Source organism: Nonomuraea sp. NPDC049714, assembly GCF_044465295.1.
Classification (GTDB): domain Bacteria; phylum Actinomycetota; class Actinomycetes; order Streptosporangiales; family Streptosporangiaceae; genus Nonomuraea.
In genome coordinates, this window is sequence record NZ_JBITLM010000002.1 from 1,264,255 (window position 1) to 1,284,484 (window position 20,230).

Consider the following 20,230-nt stretch of genomic DNA (forward strand, 5'->3'; position numbering starts at 1 on the left):
AACATTTAGCGTCATATGTTCGACAAGACAGCCGTAATGTGAACCAGGTGTTGCGTCGCCATAAACGTTTCGTAAGGGCGTCGGCGCGCTCTGCGTCCCTGCTCAGCCGCCCGGACACCGACGCGCGTCCCCGCCCACGCCACCGCCCAGACCACCGCCGCGACCCCGGCCGCCATCGCCGCCAGCACGCCGGCGAGCCGGGCCTCGAAGACCGCCACGGCCACGCAGAAGCCGGCCAGCAGCGCCGGCGCGGTCACGACCATCAGCCGGCGCGACACCCGCTCGCCGAGCAGGACGCCCACCGTGCGCCGGCCGGCCGCCGCGTCCCCCGGGATGTCGGACAGGTCCTTCGCCGGCACGCCGACCATCACCATCCAGCAGGTCGCGGCGGCGGCGAACACGATCAGCCCGGTCGGCGCGACCCCGCCGGAGCCGGCCGTCGCGACGGTGAACCCGGCGAGGTAGGACAGCAGCCCCGACAGCACGAGCACCGCCACCGTGCCGCTCGAACTGCTCTTCAGGGCGGCGGGCGGCCCCGAGTAGAGGTAGCCGAGCCCGAGGTTGACGGCGATGATCCAGCCCATCGGGCCGGGCAGTCCCACCGTGGCGACGAGCGCCAGGACGGCCGCCCCGGCGGCCACCCCCGTGGCGGTGCGGGGATGCAGGTCGCCCCTGGCGATCGGCCGGGCGGAGCCGTTGACGCGGTCCTCGGTGATGTCGGTGACGCCGTTGAAGAGGTAGATCGCGAAGATCGACGTCACCCAGGCGACGCCTCCCTGCAGGACCTTGGCGGGCTCGGCGAGCGAGGTGATCGGCAGCGCCAGGGCGACCCCGGTCAGGTAACGGAGCGACGAGACGGCCAGCACGGCCGGGCGGGCTTCGGCTAGGCACAGCACGACGACCCGCACGCCGGCGAGGACATCAGCGGGGAACGGGGCCGAGGGAGTCCATTTACCTGGCATAGCCGGATTGTCATCAGCGCCGTGCCCGCTGATAAGGGGGCCACCCCGGAAGTTGTAGCGGCACTACGCCTTTCGATACCCCGGCCTGCCCCCTTGGATTTCAGGTACGAACTCATGGTGCACCTTCTTGTCCCGCCCTGGCGACCCCTATAGTTTCGGCCTCGCCACCAGATATTCACCGGCGTCCCGGATCCGACCCGCACACCGACCCCCTGAGAATCCCGCAGGGGAGGCTTTCCCCGATGAAACCTGCGCAGTGCTGATATCGGAAACTCACCCGACACGGGACCATCGCCGCGCGGCGGCCACCTCCTCCGGAGCGAACCAGAACAGGACATTCATCAGGAAGGAATTCCTACCATGCAGGGCGCCGAACGCTATACCGGATTCACCCCGCTCGACCTGACCGACCGGACCTGGCCCAGCAGGCGCCTCCGCTCGGCCCCTCGCTGGCTCTCGACCGACCTGCGGGACGGCAACCAGTCCCTGGCCCGCCCGATGACCCCGGAGCGCAAGCTCATGATGTTCGACCTCCTGGTGGCCATGGGCTACAAGGAGATCGAGGTCGGTTTCCCCGCCGCCAGCCGCGACGACCACGATTTCGTCCGGTTGCTCATCGAGCGCGACCTCGTCCCCGACGACGTGCGGATCACCGTGCTGACCCAGGCCCGCGAGGAGCTGATCCGCGACACCGTCGACTGCCTCAAGGGCGTGCGCCGGGCGATGGTCCACATCTACAACGCCACCTCCCCGCTGTTCCGGCGGCTGGTCTTCGACCTCGACCGGGCCGGCTGCCGGGAGCTCGCGGTCCGCGGCACCCAGGTGATGATGGACCAGGCCGAGCGCGTGCTGGGCGGCAGCGACGTGGGCTACCAGTACTCCCCCGAGCTGTTCAACGAGACCGAGCTGGACTTCTCCCTCGAGGTGTGCGCGGCCGTCATGGACGTCTGGCAGCCCGAGGCGGGCCGGGGCATCATCCTGAACTTCCCGACGACCGTCGAGCGCTCGCTGCCCAACGTCTTCGCGGATCAGATCGAGTGGCTGGACCGCAACCTGCCGCGCCGCGAGCACGTCTGCCTGTCGATCCACCCCCACAACGACCGGGGCACCGGCGTGGCGTCGGCGGAGCTGGCCCTGCTGGCCGGCGCCGAGCGGATCGAAGGCTGCCTGTTCGGCAACGGCGAGCGCGCGGGCAACGTCTGCCTGGTCACCCTGGGCATGAACCTGTTCTCCCACGGCATCGACCCCGGCATCGACTTCTCCGACATCAACGCCGTGCGCCGCACGGTCGAGCGATGCAACCAGCTCCCGGTGCACCCCCGGCATCCCTACGGCGGCGACCTGGTCTACACCGCCTTCTCCGGGTCCCACCAGGACGCCATCAAGAAGGGCTTCGACGATCGGGAGCGGCAGGCCGCCGCCACCGGGGTGGCGCCGTCCGAGCTGCCGTGGCGCATGCCGTACCTGCCGGTGGACCCCAAGGACGTGGGCCGCACCTACGAGGCGGTGGTGCGGGTCAACAGCCAGTCGGGCAAGGGCGGCGTGGCCTACGTGATGAGCGCCTGGCACGGGCTCAACCTGCCGCGCGGGTTACAGGCGGACCTGGCCGCCCGGGTGCAGGCGCAGGCCGAGGCGCTGGGCGGCGAGCTGTCCCCCAGCCGGATCGGGGCCCTGTTCCACGAGGAGTACCTGTACCGGGGCGACCCCGCCGCGCCGCTCCCGATCGGCAGGACGCCGCTCGTGGCCACTCTGTATGTGGACGGCGGCGCGCAGATGGGCGAGATGAGCGGGCCGCGCGCGGACGCCGTACGCACGCTCGGCTCGGTGCTCGCCCCGTGGGGCGTCCAGGTGCGTGCGGTGCACCGCACGGCGCCGCCGCTGGACGAAGGGCTGACGCCGGAGCGGCCCGTGCTCGCCGGACGCGCGCCGGGAGACGTCGTGGTGTACGCCGAGTGCCGCCTGGACACGGGGACGGGGACGGGCACGGGGACGGGGACGGGGACGGGCATGGGGACGAGCACGGCGTGGGGCGCCGGGATCGGCGGGGACCTGGCGGAGGCGGCCCTGTCGGCGGTGCGTGCGGCGAACCGCCGGCAGACCGGCCGGCCCAACCGTCCGGCGCCGGGCCGGCCAGGCGTGCCCGCCGCGCGCCCCCGCCTGGTGGCCGCCGGAGAGTGACGACCAGACCGCCACGAGCCGCATGAGGAGGACCCTGGCTGTGGACGACCAACGGCAGGACATGGCCCATCTCGGGAAGCTACTGGAGGAGACGCTCGGCGGCCGGGGCCGGATCGCGATGGTGACGGGCGCCGTCGCCACCGGCAAGAGCGAGCTGCTGCACGGCTTCGCCGACCAGGCACTCGAACAGGGCGCGCTCCCGCTGTCCGCGACGGGCTCGCGGGCGGAGCGTGACCTGCCGCTCGGCGTGCTCTCGCAGCTTGTGCACAACACGCCGGCCGACGAGCACCGCGCGGTCACGCTGGACCTGCTGCGTGAGGGCTCCCGCGCGCGGATGTCACGGGATCCGGGCGCCGAGTCCTTCGAGCATGTGGACGTGCAGATCGTGGACGCGCTCTGCACGGCGCTGCTGAAGCAGGCGGAGCGCCGCCCGCTGGTCATCGCGGTGGACGACGTGCACCATGCCGACCGCGCCTCGCAGCTGTGCCTGTCCTACCTCGCGCGGCGGGTGAGGTACGCCCGGATCATGCTCATCTTCAGCGCCCCGGACCATCACGCGCACCTGCGGACGCTGCTGCACACCGAGATGGTGCGCCAGCCGCACTGTCACACGCTGCGGCTGGCGCACCTGCCGGCCGAGGGCGTGGCCGAACGGGTGCGGCAGCGGGCCGGGGCGCAGGCGGCCGACCGGTTCGCCGAGCGGTGTCACGAACTGACCGGCGGCAACCGGCTGCTGGTGGACGCGCTGCTGGAGGACCTGCAGGCCACCGGCGAGCCCGGGGAGAGGTACGCCGACGCGGTGCTGGCCTGCCTGCACCGGGCGGATCCGAGTCTGCTTCCCGTCGCCCGCGCCCTGGCCGTTTTGGGCGAGCCCGGCACCGCCGGGCGGCTGCTCGGCCAGGGCGAGGCGACCACGAACCGGGCCGCCCAGGCGCTGACCGGGGCCGGCCTGCTCGCCGAGGGCCGCTTCCGGCACGAGGCCACCGCGTCCGCCGTGCTGGCCGGGCTGGACGGCGCGGAGCTGATCGACCTCCACCGCCGGGCCGCCGAGCTGACCTACGAGGAGGGCGCGCCCGCCCCCGTGGTGGCCGGCCATCTCCTCACGGCGAGCCACGCGGGCGACCCGTGGGCGCTGTCGGTGCTGGAGGAGGCCGCCAGGCAGGCGCTGCGCGACGACGGGGTCGAGGCGGCGATCGAGTATCTCAAACTGGCCCTACGGGCGTGCGACGACGGGCCGCGCCGGGCGCGGATCGCCACCACCCTGGTCCGGGCCATCTGGCGGATCGACCCGAGCACGCCGACCGGGCACCTGGCCGAGCTGACCGAGGCCCTGCACAACGGCGACCTGGGCGGCGCCGACGCCATCGTGCTGGCCAGGGCGCTGCTCTGGCACGGCCACGTCGCCGACGCCAAGGACGTGCTGTCCCATCTACGGGATCAGGGCGAGCTGGACCGGGAGGCCCTGGCGGAGCTCGCCGCGACGCGCGCCTGGTGCCGCGGCAGCTGGCCCGCCTTCCTGCCGCACCTGCCGGACTCGCCCGCCGCGGATGTGAGCGCCGCGGCCCGCGCCCTCGCGACCGACCGCCGTCTGGAGTCGGCCGACGCGCTCGCCTCGGCGCTGAGCGATGGCCCGAGCGCGGAGATCGCGCACACGGCCGAGCGCATCCTGCGCGGCTCCCGCCTGGACGAGATGTCCATGGACGCGGTGGAGTGCGCGCTGCTGACCCTGACCTACACCGATCGCGCCGATCGGGCCGCCCCCTGGTGTGACGCCTTCGTCGCGGAGGCGGCCAGCCGGCACGCGCCGAGCCGCCAGGCCCGGCTCTCGGCGATCCGGGCGGAGATCGCGCTGCGCCGTGGCGACCTGGCGGCGGCGGCGCGCGACGCCCAGCGGGCTCTCGACCTCATCTCGCCGGAGAGCTGGGGGGTGGCCGTCGGCGCGCCCCTGAGCGTCCTGCTGATGGCCGGCGCGGCGATGGGCCGTCACCTGGACCATCAGCGGCAGGCGGCCCAGCCGGTGCCGGAGGCGATGCTGGAGACCCGGTTCGGCCCGCAGTACCTCTACGGCAAGGGCCGCTTCGCGCTCGTCTCCGGCCAGCCTCAGCAGGCGCTGCGCGATCTGCGGCTGTGCGGCGAGCTGCTGGGCGCGTGGGGGCTGGACGTCCCGGAGTTCATCCCGTGGCGGGTGGACGCGGCCGAGGCGCTGATCCGGCTCGGCGAGGTCGACGAGGCGCGCGCGCTGATCGAGAAGCAGCTCGCCGGGTCCGGCAAGCGGTCCCGGCGGGTGCACGGCATGGCCCTGCGCGCGCTGGCCGCGACAGCCGATCGGCGGCACCGCGCCGTGCTGCTGCGCCGCGCCGCCGACCTGCTCCAGGACTGCGGCGACAGGTACGAGCACGCCAGGGCGCTGTACGACCTCATCGACGCCTACCACGTGATCGGCGAGCATCGCAGGGCCGGGATGCTGGGCGGCCGGGCCCGCGCGCTGGCCGAGGAGTGCCACGCCGGCGCCCTGGGCGGAACGCCGCCGCGCGGCCACCGGAACGGCGCCGGCCCGAACGGCCGCCTCAATGGCCAGTCCAACGGGCGGTCCAACGGGCGGTCCGGCGAGCAGCTCGACCAGCCGGCCGACGGGCACGTCATCGAAGCCGCGCGGGCCATGACGCCGCCGCCCCTCAGCGACGCCGAGCAGCGGGTGGCGGCGCTGGCGGCCGACGGATACTCCAACCGGGAGATCTCCGGCAAGCTCTTCATCACCGTCAGCACCGTGGAGCAGCACCTGACGCGGATCTACCGCAAGCTCAACGTCTCCCGGCGCGACGACCTGCCACCCAGCCTGGCCGACAGGGCGCTATAGGACAGGGCGCCGTAGGACAGGGGCGCCGTAGGACAGGGCGCGCTGTAGGACAGGGCGCGCTGTAGGACAGGGCGCGCTGTAGGACAGGGCGCGCTGTAGGACGCTTTCACAGCGGGATGTTGGAGTGCCGTCCGCGTGCTCGCGGCGCCCGGTCCAGCGCCTGGGCCAGCCGGAACCGCGTGGTCTCCGGCGCGATCACCTCGTCGACCACGCCCAGGGCCATCGCCCGAGCCACCCCGCCGGCGGTCCGCCGCTGCTCCTCGGCCAGGCGGGCGCGCAACTCCTCGCGTTCCTCGTCGGGTGCCGCGGCCAGGGCCTTGCGGTGCAGGACGCCGACCGCGCTCTCCGCGCCCATCACGGCCACCTCCGCGTCCGGCCAGGCGAAGATCGCGGTGGCGCCGAGCGAGCGGGAGTTCATCGCGATGTACGCCCCGCCGTACGCCTTGCGGGTGATCAGGGTGACGCGCGGCACCACGGACTCGGCGAAGGCGTGCAGGAGCTTGGCCCCCCGCCGCACGACGCCGCCCCACTCCTGGCCCACCCCGGGCAGGTAGCCGGGGACGTCGACCAGGACCACCAGGGGCACCCCCAGCGAATCGCACATGCGGACGAACCGGGCGCTCTTCTCCGCCGACAGGGAGTCCAGGCAGCCGCCCTTGCGGATGGGGTTGTTGGCCAGCACCCCGACCGGACGGCCACCGAGCCTGCCCAGGCCGATCAGGACGTTGGCCGCCCAGCGAGGCTGCAGCTCCTGGAAGACCGGCCCGTGGACGTCGCCGTCCAGGATGGCGTGCACGAGAGGACGCACGTCGTACGCGCGCCGCGGCGAGTCCGGCAGCAGCGCGCGCAGGTCCCTCGGCGCGCGCAGCGCGGCCAGGTCGAACCGGCCCGGCGCGTCGCGGAGCAGCCCGGCGAGGCGGCGGGCACGGAAGCAGGCGTCGTCCTCGTCGGCGGCCGGCACGTGCACGACCCCGGATCTCGGGCCGTGCGCGTCGGGGCCGCCGAGCGCGGCCATGTCGATCCGCTCACCGGTGACGCTGCGGACGATGTCCGGGCCGGTCACGAAGACGCGCCCGGCGCCGGTCATGATCACGACGTCAGTCAGGGCCGGTCCGTACGCGGCGGCCCCGGCGGCCGGCCCGAGCACGACCGAGATCTGCGGGACCACGCCCGAGGCCCTGGTCATGGCGGCGAACATGCGCCCCACGCCGTCCATCGACTCGACGCCGTCGGCGAGCCTGGCGCCTCCGGAGTGCCACAGGCCGATCACCGGGCAGCCCTCGGCCGCGGCGGCGTCGGTGGCGGCCACGACGTGCATCGCGCCTGCCGCGCCGAGCGCGCCGCCCATCCGCCTGGCGTCGGTGCAGAAGGCGATGACGGGCCGGCCGTCCACCCGCCCCCGCACGGCCGTCACGCCGCTGTCGTCCTCGGCGTGCAGGGCGGCGGGCGTTCCGGGGTCGAGCAGCCGGGCCAGCCTGGTCAGCGGGGCACGCGGGTCGGCGGCGGGCCGCTCGTCCGCCTGCGCGTGCGGCATGGTCGGTAAGACGGTCATCTCTGGTCCCTGCTGCTCGGTGGTCCTCATGGCATCCACCGAATCTGTCAACGGTCCCGGCATCCGCCAACCCCTATTCGCACCTGCGGCGATGGCAACTTGTGCACGCCGTTTCCGCTCGTTGACCGGGGTCGCGGGGGCGGGATTCGATGTCACGATCTGACTTCCGAAAGGTGTGCGGCATGTCCCCATGGTCGTTACCGATCGTCACCACGCTGCTGATCGCCACGGTGCTCCCTCCTGGAGCCGCGGCGACGGCCGATCCCGTCGCCTCGACGGCGCACGACCCGGCCGCCCTCGTCAACGTCTTCCACGGCACGAAGGAGGCCGCCTCCGACTTCGGCCACGGCGGCGGAGGAGGCATGACCTTCCCCGGCGCGGTTCTGCCGTTCGGCATGATGCAGTGGAGCCCTGACACGGTGGAGGACGCCGGCGGCGGCTACCGCTGGGAGGACGACCGGTTGCGCGGCTTCTCCATGACCCACATCTCCGGGCCCGGATGCACCGGCGCGCAGGACTTCCCGGTGATGCCCTTCTCCGGGAAGATCGGCCGATCACCGGCGACGCACGGGATGGACTACGTCCAGACCTTCAAGCACGCCAACGAGCAGGCCTCGCCCGGTTCGTACTCCGTCACCATGGACTCCGGCGTCAAGGCCGACCTGTCGGTCAGCATGCGGGCGGGCGTCGGCCGCTTCACCTTTCCCCAGGACAAGCCCGCCACGCTGCTGCTGAACACCAGCGGCTCGATCAACGGCGTGGACGACGGCGAGACCCGCATCAGCGGCGACACCGTCGAGGGCTGGGTGCAGACCGGCGGCTTCTGCGGCCCGCCGACGCGCTACAAGGTCTACTTCCACGCCACCTTCGACCGGCCGGTCACCGGCTTCGGCACCTGGAAGGACGACCAGGTGATGCCGGGCTCGCGGACCGTCGAGAACGCCTCCAAGGCCAAGGTGCGGGGCCACGTCGTCACCTCCGACGACGTCGTGGTGAACGGGCCGGGCTCGGGGGCGTACCTGGAGTTCGACTCCGCCGCGCCGGTGCAGATGCGCGTCGGCCTGTCGTACGTCAGCGTCGACGGCGCCAGGAACAACCTGCGGACGGAGATCGCCGCCAAGAACCTGGAGCAGGTGGCGGACGAGGCCGACGCCGTCTGGAACAGGCGTCTCGGCCAGGTGGCGATCACGGGCGGGACCGACGCCCAGCGACGCACCTTCTACAGCAACCTCTACCACGCGCTGCTCCAGCCGTACGTCTTCGACGACGCCGACGGCACCTACGTCGGCTCCGACTACGAGACCCGCACCGTGAAACCGGGCCACCACCACTACGCGACCTTCTCCGGCTGGGACGTCTACCGCAGCGAGGTCCAGCTGCTGGCGCTGCTCGCACCGGACGTGGCCGCCGACATCGCGCAGTCGATGTACGCCAACGCGCAGGCGCTCGGCAACGTGTGGGACCGCTGGTCGCACCAGAACGCGGTCACCGGCGTCATGACGGGCGATCCGTACCATGTGATCCTCTCCACCATGTACGCCTTCGGGGCGCGTGACTTCGAGGCCGCCGAGGCGCTCAAGGCGATGGCCGCCGCCGCCCGGCGCAGCGGCCCGATGGACATCGGCCACCCGCTGCTCGGCTACGACGAGCGGCCCGGCAACGCCGCCTACATGGCCAAGGGGTACGTACCGTCGGACCCGTCCTCGACCCTGGAGTACGGCGTGGCCGACTTCGGCATCGCGCAGCTCGCCTCCCGGATCGGCGACCGGACGACGCACACGGAGTTCATGCGGCGCGCGCAGGCGTGGCAGCACCTGTACAACCCGGGCAACGACTGGATCCAGCCCCGGACGGGCGACGGCTCGTTCAAGGCGCCCTTCGACCCGGCCGCCGCGGACGTCTACATGGAGGGCAACGGGGCGCAGTACCACTGGATGGTGCCGCACAACGCGCGCGGGCTGTTCACCGCGATGGGCGGCCCCGGCGAGGCGGTGTCCAGGCTGGACGAGTACTTCACCGAGCTGAACGCCGGGCCGCACCGGGCGTACGCCTACCTCGGCAACGAGGTCGCGCTGCAGTCGCCGTGGCTGTACGCGTGGGCCGGCCGGCCGTACAAGACGCAGGAAGTCGTGCGGCGGACGCAGAAGGAGCTGTTCGGACCCGGTCCTGACGGGCTGGTCGGCAACGACGACCTGGGCACGATGGGCGCCTGGTACGTGTGGTCGGCCATGGGCCTGTTCCCGGCGATCCCCGGCCGGGCCGAGCTGCTGGTGCACACGCCGCTGTTCGACCGCGTCACCATCGACCGGCCCGGCGGCGACATCGTGATCAACGCGCCGGGCGCCGAGGGCGGTTACGTCCAGGCGCTGCGGGTGAACGGGGCCCCGACCTCCCGGGCGTGGCTGCCGGAGACGTTCGCCACCCGGGGCGGGCGGCTGGACTTCAGGGTGGGCAGCACGCCGAATCGGGCTTTCGGGGCAAACCCCGCCGACGCGCCACCGTCGTTCGACGAGGGCTCCGAGCCGTACCTGCTCGGCGCGGACCCGGGGAGCGGCCCGGTGGAGCCGGGCGGCACGCTCGACGCCGACCTCACCGTACGGTCCCTGGACCAGGCCGCCACAGTCGAGTGGCGGGCCGCACCGCCCGCGGGCGTCACCGTCTCACCGTCGAGCGGCACCCTGCGCGTCCCCGCCAAGGGCGCCGTGAGCGCCAAGGTCAAGATCACCGTGGGCCCGGACGTGGCGCTCGGTTTCCACACCGTCCCGATCGTCGCGGGCGAGGCCACCGGCGCCATCCGGCTCAACGTGGCCGAGCGCGGCACGCTGGCGTGGCACCAGAACAACGCCGGGATCGGCGACGCCACGGCCGCCGACGAGGCCAACATCGACGGGCCCGGATTCAGCTACTCGGCGCAGGCGCTGGCCGACGAGGGGATCGAGCCCGGCGGCGACGTCATCTGGAAGGACTTCACCTTCACCTGGCCGGACCGTAAGCCGGGCGAGTGGGACAACCTGCGGCCGGGCACCGCGCCGATCGAGGTGGCCGCGCCCGAAGGGGCGAGCAAGCTCGCCTTCCTCGGCGCGGGCGTCAACGGCTGGCCCGAGTCGAAGGTCACGATCACGTACACGGACGGCTCGACGAGCACCGGCACGCTGGGGCTCAGCGAGTGGATCCTGGACTTCGGCGGCGAGGAGCCCGCGTTCGGCAACGAGATCGTGGCCAGCACACCGCACCGGCTGTTCTGGGGCTCCTGGGCGCTCCAGCCGATCGGCGCGCACGTGTTCGCGGCGCAGCCGATCGCGCTGGATCCGGCCAAGAAGGTGGCCAGTCTGACCTTCGCCCCGGCGGAGGACGGCGAGCTGCACATCTTCGCCTGGGCCTTCTCCTGACGGTCAGGAGGCCCAGACGGGACGGGCGCCGCGGATGTTCAGCATGACGGAGTAGAGGGACGTGGTCGCCGTGATGAACATCCGGTTGCGCTTGGGACCGCCGAAGACCAGGTTGGAGACGCTCTCCGGCAGGATCAGCCTGCCGAGGAGCGTCCCGTCCGGGTCGTAGCAGTGCACCGAGGAGCCCACCGCGGCCCACAGGCGGCCCGCGTCGTCCAGGCGCAGGCCGTCGAAGCCGCCCTTGCCGGGGTGCTCGGCGAACACCCGGCCGCCCGCCAGCGTGCCGTCGTCGCGCACGTCGAAGACCCGTACGTGGCGCTCCTCGGTGTCGGCGACGAACAGGCTCCGCTCGTCCGGGGAGAAGGCCAGGCCGTTGGGCCTGGTGAAATCGTCCACGACCATGCTCGTCTCGCCGGAGATCGGGTCGATGCGGTAGACGTGGCAGCCGTCGATCTCCTGCTCGGCCCGGTGCCCTTCGTAGTCGCTCAAGATGCCGTAGGGCGGGTCGGTGAACCAGATCGACCCGTCGGAGCGGACCACGACGTCGTTGGGGCTGTTGAGGCGGTCGCCCCGCCAGCGGTCGGCCAGCGTGGTGACCGACCCGTCGTGCTCGGTCCTGGTCACCCGGCGCGCGCCGTGCTCGCAGGAGATCAGCCTGCCCTGCAGGTCGAGAGTGTTGCCGTTGACGTAGCCGGACGGCTGCCGGAACGGCGCCACCGCGCCCGTCTGCTCGTCCCAGCGCAACAGCCGGTCATTGGGGATGTCGCTCCACACCAGGAAGCGGCCGGCCGGGAAGTAGACCGGCCCCTCCGCCCAGCGGGTGCCCCGATAGAGGCGCTCGACCTGCTTGTCTCCGCTGATGGCGGCGACGCGCTTGTCGAGTGCCTCGAACTCCACGGGAATGAGATCCATTGTGTCCGGCCTCCCTCGGCTACGAGGGTTCATTCATAGCAAGATCGCCCAGCGGACACCAGCGAGAGGTGGAGCTATGGGGATTCGAACCCCAGACCTCCTCCATGCCATGGAGGCGCGCTACCAACTGCGCCATAGCCCCTTGCGATGCGTCGCCAAGTGTATCGGAATCTCCACACCGTCGTGTCACACCCGCCTCAGGCCTGAGGCGTCACGGTGGTGCGCATGGTGAGCGACTGTTCGGCCAGGGTCAGTTCCACCGTCACCTCGCCCAGCTCCGCGGCGTCGCGCACGTGGGTGCCGCCGCACGGGATCGACGCCTCGCCTTCCGGCAGGGCGCAGTGCCAGGTGCGGCGGGCGGTGAGCTCCGGCCCCGGCACGTCGAGCCGGATCGCCGCGCCCGCCGTCACCCACGCCTTGAGCCGCTCGTTGACCGCATGCGCGGCCTCGGCGACGTCCAGCCCGTCGGCCGTGAACCCCTTCTTGCGCAACGACTTGCCGAGCCGGTACTCGTCCAGGCTGGCGTGCGGCGTGATCCGCGAGGAGGTGATCGCGCTCTGGTCGAAGTCGGGGTGCCCGAGCCCGTCGAGCGCCGCCTCCTTGCGCCATCGCCCGGCCAGGGCGGCGTTGAGGGCCAGGGCGGCGAGGTGGCAGGCGGTGTGACCGGCCGACAGGGCGGCCCGGTGGGCGGCGTCGACCTCCAGCTCCACGTCCGCGCCGACGGCCAGCGGGCTGCCGGTCACGTGCACGACCAGCCAGTCCCAGCCGTCCGCGCCGCGTCGTACCGGGATGTCGCTCCCCAGGAGGATCGCGCCGTCGGCGGCGCGCGCGCCCGTCACGCAGTCGAGGACGGGCAGTCCCCCGATGGCGCCGCGGTCGGCGGGCTGGTCGGGCCAGGTGTGGTCGAGGGGATGGAACGGCGTCTCGCTGACGACGAGGCCGTGCCGGGCCCCCACCGGCACGGTCCCGACGATCTGTGAACGGCCCGTGACATGACCGTGGGGAAAGGTGACGACTGTCGATTTCACGGTGTCATCCTGGCAGAGGCGCTTTCCGCTCGTCCTCCAGATAACGCTCGCGTCCCGCGTACAGGCCCGTCAGAAGCTGTGCGACGAGCACACTGAAGATCAGTGTGTACGGCGCCGCCCAGCCGCCGCTGACCTCCCTGAGCACGCCCACGAGCAGCGGCCCGGCGCCGGCGATGAGATAGCCGGCGCTCTGCCCGAAGGCGGACAGGCCGGCCGTCGCCTCGGGCGTCCGGGTGCGCAGCGCGAGCATCATGAGCGCCAGCGGGAACGAGCCCATGCCGATCGCCACGAACACCACCCAGATCGGCGCAGTGGAGGCGGGCGCGGCCCACAGGCCGGCGAAGCCGATGGTGTACGCGACGACGAGGCCGACGACGACGGGCCGCTGGTCGCGGAAGCGTGCGGCGATGACCGGGACCAGGATGGAGACGGGGATGTTCAGCGCGGTGAACCCGCCGAGGATCACCCCGGCCTGGTCGACGGTGAAGCCGCCGTCGGTGAGAATGGTGGCGAGCCAGCCGAACATGATGTAGGCGATCATGGACTGGGTGCCGAAGTAGATCGCGACCGTCCAGGCCAGCTTGCTCCTGGCGAGCCGGCGCATGCCCGACTCCGGCTGGGCGGCGCGACGTTCCGGCTCACTGCGCAGCAGCAGGAGCCAGGGAACGGCGGCGACGGCGGCCAGCGCGGCCCACACCCCGAGGGCGATGTGCCAGTCACCGGAGGCACGCTCGATCGGCACGGTGGCCGCGGCGGCGAGCATGGTGCCGACGGCCAGCGCCGTGGTGTACACGGTGGTCATCGTCCCGGTGCGGGCCGGGAAGTGGCGCTTGATCAGGGTGGGGATGAGCACGTTGCCGACGGCGCCGCCCGACAGCGCGACGGCGCTGCCCATCAGGAACACCGGCGCGGAGTCGACGAGCGATCGGACGAGCGTGCCGGCGCCGAGGGTGACGAGCGCGAGCAGCAGCAGCCGGTGCTCGCCGATGCGGCGGGCCAGCGTGGGCGTCACCGCGCCAACGGTGGCGAAGGCCAGCACCGGCAGGGTGGTCAGCAGGCCGGATCCGACGCTGGTCATGCCCAGCGCGGCGGACAGGTGGTCGAGCAGCGGGCCGACGCTGGTCACGGCGGTGCGCAGGTTGAGCGCGGCGAGGACGATTCCCAGCACGAGGAGCCAGGCGAGGGAGTTGGTTCTGCCTCGTGAGGCTTGGGTGAGCACGGTCATGCCGGGTCAGCGTCCTCCACTCATCAAATCATGGGATGAATCGCTAGTCTAACAGCCGCAAAAGCGACATATATTCCCGGAACATGACGAAGCCCCCGGCAGGTGCCGGGGGCTTCGGGTCGGCCTACAGGACCGGTCTGGGGCCCTGGGGCGGCTCGTCGCGCGGAGACACCGGGCCCGGAGGCGGAAGCGTGCCTTCCTGGGGAAAGCCGCTGCCGCCGATCGTGCCGGGCGGCACGGGGCGGTCGGTGACACCGCTGCTGGAGCCCCGCTGGTGCGGGCCGGGCACGTCGCCACGCCACGCGCCGGTCTCGCCGCCGCGCGACTCGATGAACGCCTTGAAGCGTTCCATGTCGCCCTTGACGCGCAGCTTGACGATCTGCAGCCAGTCGCCGGCCTTCTCCACGAACCCCTCGGGGTCGTACTCCATCTGGAGCGTGACCCTGGTGGTCTCGGGGGTGAGCCGGTGGAAGGTGACCACACCCGACTGGTGCGGCTTGTCGATCGACCGCCAGGCGATGCGCTCGTCCGGGTGCTGCTCCGTGATCTCGGCCTCGAACTCACGCTTCACACCGGCGATCTCGGTGATCCAGTGCGTGCGCGTGTCGGTGACCTGCTTGATGGATTCGACGCCTTCCATGAACTCGGGAAAGCTCTCGAACTGGGTCCACTGGTCGTATGTGACCTTGACAGGGACGTTGACGTCTACGGAGTGTTCGATCGTACTCATGAGAGTCGGCTGCCCTCGCGAACGCGCCGTTAACGTCGGCGCAGCAGCCAGTAGAGGCCCACGAGAGGCAGCACCAGGGGAATGTACAGGTAGCCGCTGCCGTAGCCCGACCAGACGGTGTCGTCGGGGAAGGCCGCCGGGTCGAGCAGGCTGACCGTGCCGATGACGAGCACCCCGGCCAGCTCGATGCCCAGCGCCACGAGCGCCACCCGGCGCGCCCCGCGCGCCAGCGCGACGGTGAGCAGCACGTAGACCAGCGCGGCGAACGCCGACAGCGCGTAGGCCAGCGGCGCCTCGCCGAACCTGGTGAGGATCTGCACGGTGGCACGCGCGCCGGCGGCCAGCGCGAACAGCCCGTAGACGGCGACGAGGGCGCGTCCGGGCCCCTTGCCGAGGGCGTCGCTCACCCGGCCCCCTGCCAGATCTGCAGCAGCCGCCCTGTCATCACCGCGACGGCGAAGCCGGCCACGACCAGGATCGCCGGGCCCCACCTGCTCCGCTCGGCCAGCGCCAGCCCGACGCCCGCGGGCGGGATGAGGGCCACGCCGGCGAGGTAGCCGAACAGCGTGGCGGCGCCCTCGGCCGGCTCCTGCCCACCGGCCATCGCCGCGATCACCAGGCCCGCCTGCACCAGGACGGCCACTTCGAGCACGGCGAACGAGACGAGCAGGATCATGCCCATGGTCCGGTCGCGGATCGCGGTGATCAGGCTCGCCAGCGCGAGCAGCAGCGAGCCGGCGATGACGATCGTGGCGACGGTGGTGTTCATCGGAGGAAAGGCTATCGCCCGGGCAGGTCGCCCTCGATCCCGTCCAGCACCCAGCGCAGCCCGCGCTCGAAATTGTCGTCCGCGCCGCGCACGCCCTGCTCCAGCATGGGCGCGAGCCTCGGGAACTCGCCGCTCGCGACGAGGTCCCGGATGTACGGCTCCGCCATGGCCGCCCGCTCGGCGTCGTTGACGCCCTCCCGGCGTGGAGCGGCGCGCTCGGCGGCCTCGCGTACGACGAAGCCCGTCACGTAGTCGTCGACGGCGGCCAGGATCCGCCAGGCGCCCAGCCGGTCCACGCCGAGACCGTCGAGCGCCGACAGCTTGCGCTCCACGTGGCGCAGCCCGTTGGGCCCTACGGCGACGCGCTGGGAGATCAGCTCGACCCGCCAGGGATGCCGCCGGACCAGGTCACGCTCACGACCGGCGGTCAGCAGCAGCGCCTCCCGCCAGCCGCCGGGCGGCCGCTCGCCGGGCTGCCCTTCGCCGGGCTGCCCATCGTCGGCCCGCCCTTCGCCGGGCTGCCCTTCCTCGGACTGCCGTTCGCCGGGCTGGGGCTCGGCGGCGAGGAGCTCGCCGGCCACCTCGTCGAGCATCAGGGCGAGCAGGTCCTCCTTGCGCTCGATGTAGGTGTAGAGGCTCATCGCGCGGGCGCCGAGCTCGGCGGCGACGCGGCGGATGGAGACCGCGCCCAGCCCCTCGGCGTCGGCGATCGACACGGCTGCGGCCACGATCGCCTCGCGGGTCAGCGCGGGACGCCGCTGCGGCGCGGGGCGTGACCAGACGGAACTCACGGGCTCATTCTAAGCCAGGCGATACAGTGTACGCTAAATGCTACGCTGTACGGCATGCGCGATCCCCTGAAGGCCACCGGGCTCGTGGTGCTGCTCGGCGTGGTCATGACGATGCTCGACACCACGATCGTCAACGTCGCGATCCACTCCCTGGGCCACGAGTTCGGGGTCACCCCGGCGACCATGCAGTGGGTGGTCACCGGCTACCTGCTGGCACTGTCGATGACGGTGCCGATCACCGGCTGGGCCGTCGGCCGGTTCGGCGCCGGGAAGGTCTGGCCGGCCGCCCTCCTGCTGTTCGCCGCCGGGTCGGCGCTCAGCGCGGCCGCCTGGTCGGTGGGCAGCCTGGTCGCCTTCCGGGCCGTACAGGGACTCGGCGGCGGGCTGCTGCTGCCGGTCGGGCAGGTGATGCTCGCCCAGGCGGCGGGCCGGGAGCGGATGGGCCGGGCGATGGCCCTGATCTCCGTTCCCGCGATGCTGGCGCCGGTGCTCGGCCCGGTGGTGGGCGGCCTGCTCGTGGACGGCCCCGGCTGGCGCTGGCTGTTCCTGGTGAACCTGCCCGTCTGCGCGCTCGCGCTGCTCGCGGCCGTCCGGCTGCTCCCCCGCGACCCAGGCACGGGCGGGGGCACGGGCGGGGGCACGGGCGGGGGCACGGGCGGGGGCGGGATGCGGCTGGACGTGACCGGGCTCGCGCTGCTGTCACCCGGCCTGGCGGCCCTGGTCTTCGGCCTGTCGGAGGTCGGTGACGGCGCCTCGCTCGCGCATCCGGCCCTGTGGGCGGGGCTCGCGCTGGTGGCCGGGTTCACCGTGCGCGGACTGCGGACCCCGGGGACGCTGGTGGACCTGCGGTCGTTCGGCGACCGCGGGTTCGCCGCCGCCGTGGGCGCGCTGGCCTGCTACTCGGCGGCGATGTTCGGCGTGACCGTGCTCGTCCCGCTCTACAGCCAGCTCGTCCAGGGCGGCAGCGCCCTGGACGCGGGCCTGCTGCTGGCGCCGATGGGGCTCGGCGCGGCGATCACCATGCCGGTCGCCGGCAAGCTCACCGACAGCCGTGGCCCACGGGGCGTCGCCACCGTGGGGATCGTCGTGGCGGTGGCCGGCATCACCGGGTTCGCCGCCTCCGGGGCGCTGGTGCCGATGCTCGCCTCGATGCTCGTGCTGGGGCTCGGGCACGGGCTGGTCGCGCCCTCCGTCATGGCCGCCGCCTTCCGGACCCTGGACCACGCCGCGATACCGGCCGCGACCACGCTCAGCACCATCGTGGTGCGGGTGGCCGCGCCGTTCGGGGTCGCGTTGCTGGCCGTGCTCCTGCAGGTGTTCGACAGGGCGGCCGTGGCCCAGCCGTTCACCTGGGCGTTCGGCTGCGCGATCGGGCTGGCCACAGGCGCGCTGGTGCCGATCGCGCTCGTAGGATCGAAGGCGTGGAAAGGATCCTCGTCAGCGCCTGCCTGATGGGCCGCCGGGTCCGCTATGACGGCGGCGCCAAGACCAGCTCCGACGAGCGGCTCGCCGCCTGGCTGCGGGAGGGCCGGTTGGTGCCGTTCTGCCCCGAGGTGGAGGGCGGGCTGGCCATTCCCCGGCCCGCCGCCGAGATCGAGGGCGGCGCGGGCGGCGCGGCGGTGCTGTCCGGGACGGCCCGGGTGCTCGCCGCCGACGGCTCCGACGTCACGGCCGCGTTCGTGGCGGGCGCGCGGGCCGCGCTGGAGGCCGCCCGCGCCTGCGGCGCCCGGCTCGCGGTGCTGAAGGAGGGCAGCCCGTCGTGCGGCGCCCTGACGATCTATGACGGTACGTTCAGCGGACGGCGCACTCCTGGCCGGGGCGTCACGACCGCGCTGCTGGAGAGCGCGGGCGTCCGGGTGTTCACCGAGGAGCGGGTCGACGACGCGGCCGCCTATCTGCGCACTCTCGAAACGTAGAACGCGCCGCCCAGGCCGAGCGCGAGCAGGGTCGCCATCGAGCGGTGATACCACGTGTTGAGCACAGTGGCCTCGCCGCCGCCCAGCGCGAGCGCCAGGATCCCGAGCAGCACCCCGGCCAGCGCGACCGCGTGCGCGTAGATCAGCCCGTCCCAGGCCCGCGCCCGCCCGGCCAGCGCGCCGTATCCTCCGGCGAGCGTCGCCACGGCGCAGATCGTCTCCACGATCACGGCCGGGACGATCACCGGCTCGGCCACCGGCCCGAACGCGAACCCGGCGTGCAGCAGCGCCGCCAGCGAGAAGATCAGGCCATAGGCGAGGGAGGCGACGCCCAGGGCCCTGCGCAACACGTCCATACCCTCACCGTGACACCCGGTACGGCGCGCCGAATCACCCCTGAGGCGACGGTCCCGGTACACCGACGGTGGTAGCCGAACAGAAAAGTTCCTCACATCGAGAACCGACGGGCCGCGTGCGAAGTCTTAGAGATGGGGCCCGGAGCAGACCATCGGAACACGGGGAGAGGACACTCGGCGATGCCAGTCGATCTGACCAACGAACGACCCCTGGCCTGGGATTCGGCCAAGCTCGACGCGGACACCAAGAAGATGCTCGACCACTTGCAGCCGAACATTCTGAAGGCGCACGTGCGCGACCACCTGTCCGTCCTGTTCGTCCGCTTCAACGACGTCGCCGCGGGCCGGCGCTACCTGAGGCGGATCGCCGACACGAAGATGAAGTCGGCGCGCCGGCACCTCGAAGAGGTCCGGGACTTCGCCGCGACGGGCCACCGCGGCACGCCTTATGTGGGCATCGGCATCAGCAAGGCCGGCTACCGCGACCTCGGCCACTCGGTCGAGGACCTGCGCAGGTTCGGCGACCAGGCTTTCCGCGACGGCATGAAGCGCCGTGTCGCCGAGGTCCTGGACCCGCCCGTGGCGGAGTGGGACAACTGCTACCAGCGTGAGATCCACGCCGTCATCCTGATCGGTGACGCCGAGCGCGAGCCCGTCGAGGCGCTGCGCGAGGAGCTGCTGAACGACCTGCCCCCCGGTGCCAGGCTGCTGGGCGAGGAGACGGGCCAGGGCATGCACAACCCGGCCGGCGACGGCATCGAGCACTTCGGCTACGTCGACGGCCGCAGCCAGCCGCTGTTCCTCAAGGACGAAGTGGACAAGGAGCCCAAGGAGCACTGGAACCCGGCGTTCCCGCTGAGCAACGTCCTGGTCGCCGACCCGCTGGCGGCCGACCCCGCCCGCCACTTCGGCAGCTACTTCGTCTTCCGCAAACTGGAGCAGAACGTCCGCGCCTTCAAGGAGATCGAGCAGGAGCTGGCCGACAACCTGGGCCTGGCGGACGCCGACCGCGCCCGCGCGGGCGCCATGCTCGTCGGCCGGTTCAAGGACGGCACGCCCGTGACGCTCAAGAGCGAGGCCGCCGGCGGCACGGTCGTCAACGACTTCGCCTTCGACGCCGACGAGGGCAGCAAGTGCCCGTTCAGCGGCCACATCAGGAAGACCAACCCGCGCTCGCACAGCCGCGAAGTGATCATGGCCAGGCGCGGCCAGACGTACGGGCGGCGCGACGACGACGCGTGGGACGACTCACCACCGGAGACCCGGCCCAGCGGCGAGGTGGGCCTGTTGTTCATGGCGTTCAACAGCAGCCTGCAGAGCCAGTTCGAGTTCACCCAGCAGAGTTGGGCGAACAACCCCGACTTCGAGGTCTCCGAGACCGGCCACGACCCGGTCATCGGCCAGGGCGATCGGGACATCAAGGTCACCTACCCCAAGGTGTGGGGCAAGCCCGGGATGTCGCCGCCGCAGACGCAGGTGGCCCAGACCGTCACCATGAAGGGCGGCGAGTACTTCTTCATGCCGTCCCTCGCCTATCTGCGCGCACTGTGATCAGGGGCGCGCGG

Annotated in this window: 16 protein-coding genes and 1 tRNA gene; 6 read left to right on the plus strand and 11 right to left on the minus strand. The window is 72.4% G+C overall.

The features are described 5' to 3' along the window. Window positions 1-11: 11 nt before the first annotated feature. On the minus strand, window positions 12-962 hold the full coding sequence (locus ACIBQX_RS13015; protein WP_397003737.1) for a UbiA family prenyltransferase: 951 nt from the start codon (window positions 960-962) through the stop codon (window positions 12-14). A gap of 360 nt (window positions 963-1,322) precedes the next feature. Between ACIBQX_RS13015 and ACIBQX_RS13020 the strand changes: the two genes are divergently transcribed. Then, window positions 1,323-3,140, plus strand: coding sequence for a 2-isopropylmalate synthase (locus tag ACIBQX_RS13020; RefSeq protein WP_397003741.1), 1,818 nt, complete (start codon window positions 1,323-1,325; stop codon window positions 3,138-3,140). A 40-nt stretch (window positions 3,141-3,180) separates the two neighbouring features. Continuing rightward, window positions 3,181-5,997 (plus strand): AAA family ATPase, encoded by a 2,817-nt coding sequence (locus ACIBQX_RS13025; protein WP_397003743.1) that lies wholly within the window; start codon window positions 3,181-3,183, stop codon window positions 5,995-5,997. 106 nt (window positions 5,998-6,103) lie between these two features. On the opposite strand, the gene ACIBQX_RS13030 is transcribed toward ACIBQX_RS13025, so the two are convergent. Beyond that, entirely contained in the window at window positions 6,104-7,531 is a 1,428-nt protein-coding gene (locus ACIBQX_RS13030; protein WP_397003887.1) for an acyl-CoA carboxylase subunit beta, read from the minus strand. 200 nt (window positions 7,532-7,731) lie between these two features. Between ACIBQX_RS13030 and ACIBQX_RS13035 the strand changes: the two genes are divergently transcribed. After that, entirely contained in the window at window positions 7,732-10,938 is a 3,207-nt protein-coding gene (locus ACIBQX_RS13035; protein WP_397003745.1) for a GH92 family glycosyl hydrolase, read from the plus strand. A 3-nt stretch (window positions 10,939-10,941) separates the two neighbouring features. On the opposite strand, the gene ACIBQX_RS13040 is transcribed toward ACIBQX_RS13035, so the two are convergent. From ACIBQX_RS13040 to ACIBQX_RS13075, 8 genes are all read right to left on the minus strand, one after another. Further along, entirely contained in the window at window positions 10,942-11,850 is a 909-nt protein-coding gene (locus ACIBQX_RS13040) for an SMP-30/gluconolactonase/LRE family protein (protein ID WP_397003747.1), read from the minus strand. A gap of 69 nt (window positions 11,851-11,919) precedes the next feature. Continuing rightward, window positions 11,920-11,992: transfer RNA gene (locus ACIBQX_RS13045), tRNA-Ala, on the minus strand. Between the two features lie 55 nt (window positions 11,993-12,047). Then, a complete protein-coding gene (locus tag ACIBQX_RS13050) occupies window positions 12,048-12,878 on the minus strand; it encodes a metal-dependent hydrolase (protein ID WP_397003749.1) in 831 nt (276 codons plus the stop codon). 4 nt (window positions 12,879-12,882) lie between these two features. Continuing rightward, entirely contained in the window at window positions 12,883-14,103 is a 1,221-nt protein-coding gene (locus ACIBQX_RS13055; RefSeq protein WP_397003751.1) for a CynX/NimT family MFS transporter, read from the minus strand. 124 nt (window positions 14,104-14,227) lie between these two features. Further along, window positions 14,228-14,833, minus strand: a complete 606-nt coding sequence (locus tag ACIBQX_RS13060) for an SRPBCC family protein (protein ID WP_397003753.1) — start codon at window positions 14,831-14,833, stop codon at window positions 14,228-14,230. Between the two features lie 29 nt (window positions 14,834-14,862). Further along, window positions 14,863-15,240 carry a hypothetical protein gene (locus tag ACIBQX_RS13065; RefSeq protein ID WP_397003755.1) on the minus strand — a complete coding sequence of 126 codons (378 nt, stop codon included), beginning with the start codon at window positions 15,238-15,240 and terminating at the stop codon, window positions 14,863-14,865. Next, window positions 15,237-15,602 (minus strand): hypothetical protein, encoded by a 366-nt coding sequence (locus ACIBQX_RS13070; RefSeq protein WP_397003757.1) that lies wholly within the window; start codon window positions 15,600-15,602, stop codon window positions 15,237-15,239. The genes ACIBQX_RS13065 and ACIBQX_RS13070 overlap by 4 nt, the downstream gene beginning before the upstream one ends. Before the next feature lie 11 nt (window positions 15,603-15,613). Further along, a complete protein-coding gene (locus tag ACIBQX_RS13075) occupies window positions 15,614-16,393 on the minus strand; it encodes a TetR/AcrR family transcriptional regulator (RefSeq protein ID WP_397003759.1) in 780 nt (259 codons plus the stop codon). A 54-nt stretch (window positions 16,394-16,447) separates the two neighbouring features. Here ACIBQX_RS13075 and ACIBQX_RS13080 point away from each other — a divergent pair, with 54 nt between their 5' ends. Beyond that, window positions 16,448-17,845: a DHA2 family efflux MFS transporter permease subunit gene (locus ACIBQX_RS13080; protein ID WP_397003761.1), complete on the plus strand. Its 1,398-nt coding sequence runs from the start codon at window positions 16,448-16,450 to the stop codon at window positions 17,843-17,845. Further along, window positions 17,815-18,309, plus strand: a complete 495-nt coding sequence (locus ACIBQX_RS13085; RefSeq protein WP_397003763.1) for a DUF523 domain-containing protein — start codon at window positions 17,815-17,817, stop codon at window positions 18,307-18,309. Before ACIBQX_RS13080 ends, ACIBQX_RS13085 begins: the two co-directional genes overlap by 31 nt. Here the strand turns inward: ACIBQX_RS13085 and ACIBQX_RS13090 are convergent. Next, the gene (locus ACIBQX_RS13090) at window positions 18,285-18,665 is read right to left on the minus strand and encodes a hypothetical protein (RefSeq protein WP_397003765.1); all 381 of its coding nucleotides are present in this window, start codon (window positions 18,663-18,665) and stop codon (window positions 18,285-18,287) included. The two genes, ACIBQX_RS13085 and ACIBQX_RS13090, sit on opposite strands and share 25 nt — an antisense overlap. A gap of 180 nt (window positions 18,666-18,845) precedes the next feature. Here ACIBQX_RS13090 and ACIBQX_RS13095 point away from each other — a divergent pair, with 180 nt between their 5' ends. Further along, the gene (locus ACIBQX_RS13095; protein WP_397003766.1) at window positions 18,846-20,216 is read left to right on the plus strand and encodes a Dyp-type peroxidase; all 1,371 of its coding nucleotides are present in this window, start codon (window positions 18,846-18,848) and stop codon (window positions 20,214-20,216) included. Window positions 20,217-20,230 lie beyond the last annotated feature (14 nt).

Excerpts from the sequence above, each read along its gene's own strand:
- ACIBQX_RS13015 (WP_397003737.1), bottom strand. The coding sequence starts at position 962 with ATGCCAGGTAAATGGACTCCCTCGGCCCCGTTCCCCGCTGATGTCCTC.
- ACIBQX_RS13020 (WP_397003741.1), top strand. The coding sequence starts at position 1,323 with ATGCAGGGCGCCGAACGCTATACCGGATTCACCCCGCTCGACCTGACC.
- ACIBQX_RS13030 (WP_397003887.1), bottom strand. The coding sequence starts at position 7,531 with ATGCCGCACGCGCAGGCGGACGAGCGGCCCGCCGCCGACCCGCGTGCC.
- ACIBQX_RS13035 (WP_397003745.1), top strand. The coding sequence starts at position 7,732 with ATGTCCCCATGGTCGTTACCGATCGTCACCACGCTGCTGATCGCCACG.
- ACIBQX_RS13040 (WP_397003747.1), bottom strand. The coding sequence starts at position 11,850 with ATGGATCTCATTCCCGTGGAGTTCGAGGCACTCGACAAGCGCGTCGCC.
- ACIBQX_RS13055 (WP_397003751.1), bottom strand. The coding sequence starts at position 14,103 with ATGACCGTGCTCACCCAAGCCTCACGAGGCAGAACCAACTCCCTCGCC.
- ACIBQX_RS13060 (WP_397003753.1), bottom strand. The coding sequence starts at position 14,833 with ATGAGTACGATCGAACACTCCGTAGACGTCAACGTCCCTGTCAAGGTC.
- ACIBQX_RS13070 (WP_397003757.1), bottom strand. The coding sequence starts at position 15,602 with ATGAACACCACCGTCGCCACGATCGTCATCGCCGGCTCGCTGCTGCTC.
- ACIBQX_RS13080 (WP_397003761.1), top strand. The coding sequence starts at position 16,448 with ATGCGCGATCCCCTGAAGGCCACCGGGCTCGTGGTGCTGCTCGGCGTG.
- ACIBQX_RS13090 (WP_397003765.1), bottom strand. The coding sequence starts at position 18,665 with ATGGACGTGTTGCGCAGGGCCCTGGGCGTCGCCTCCCTCGCCTATGGC.
- ACIBQX_RS13095 (WP_397003766.1), top strand. The coding sequence starts at position 18,846 with ATGCCAGTCGATCTGACCAACGAACGACCCCTGGCCTGGGATTCGGCC.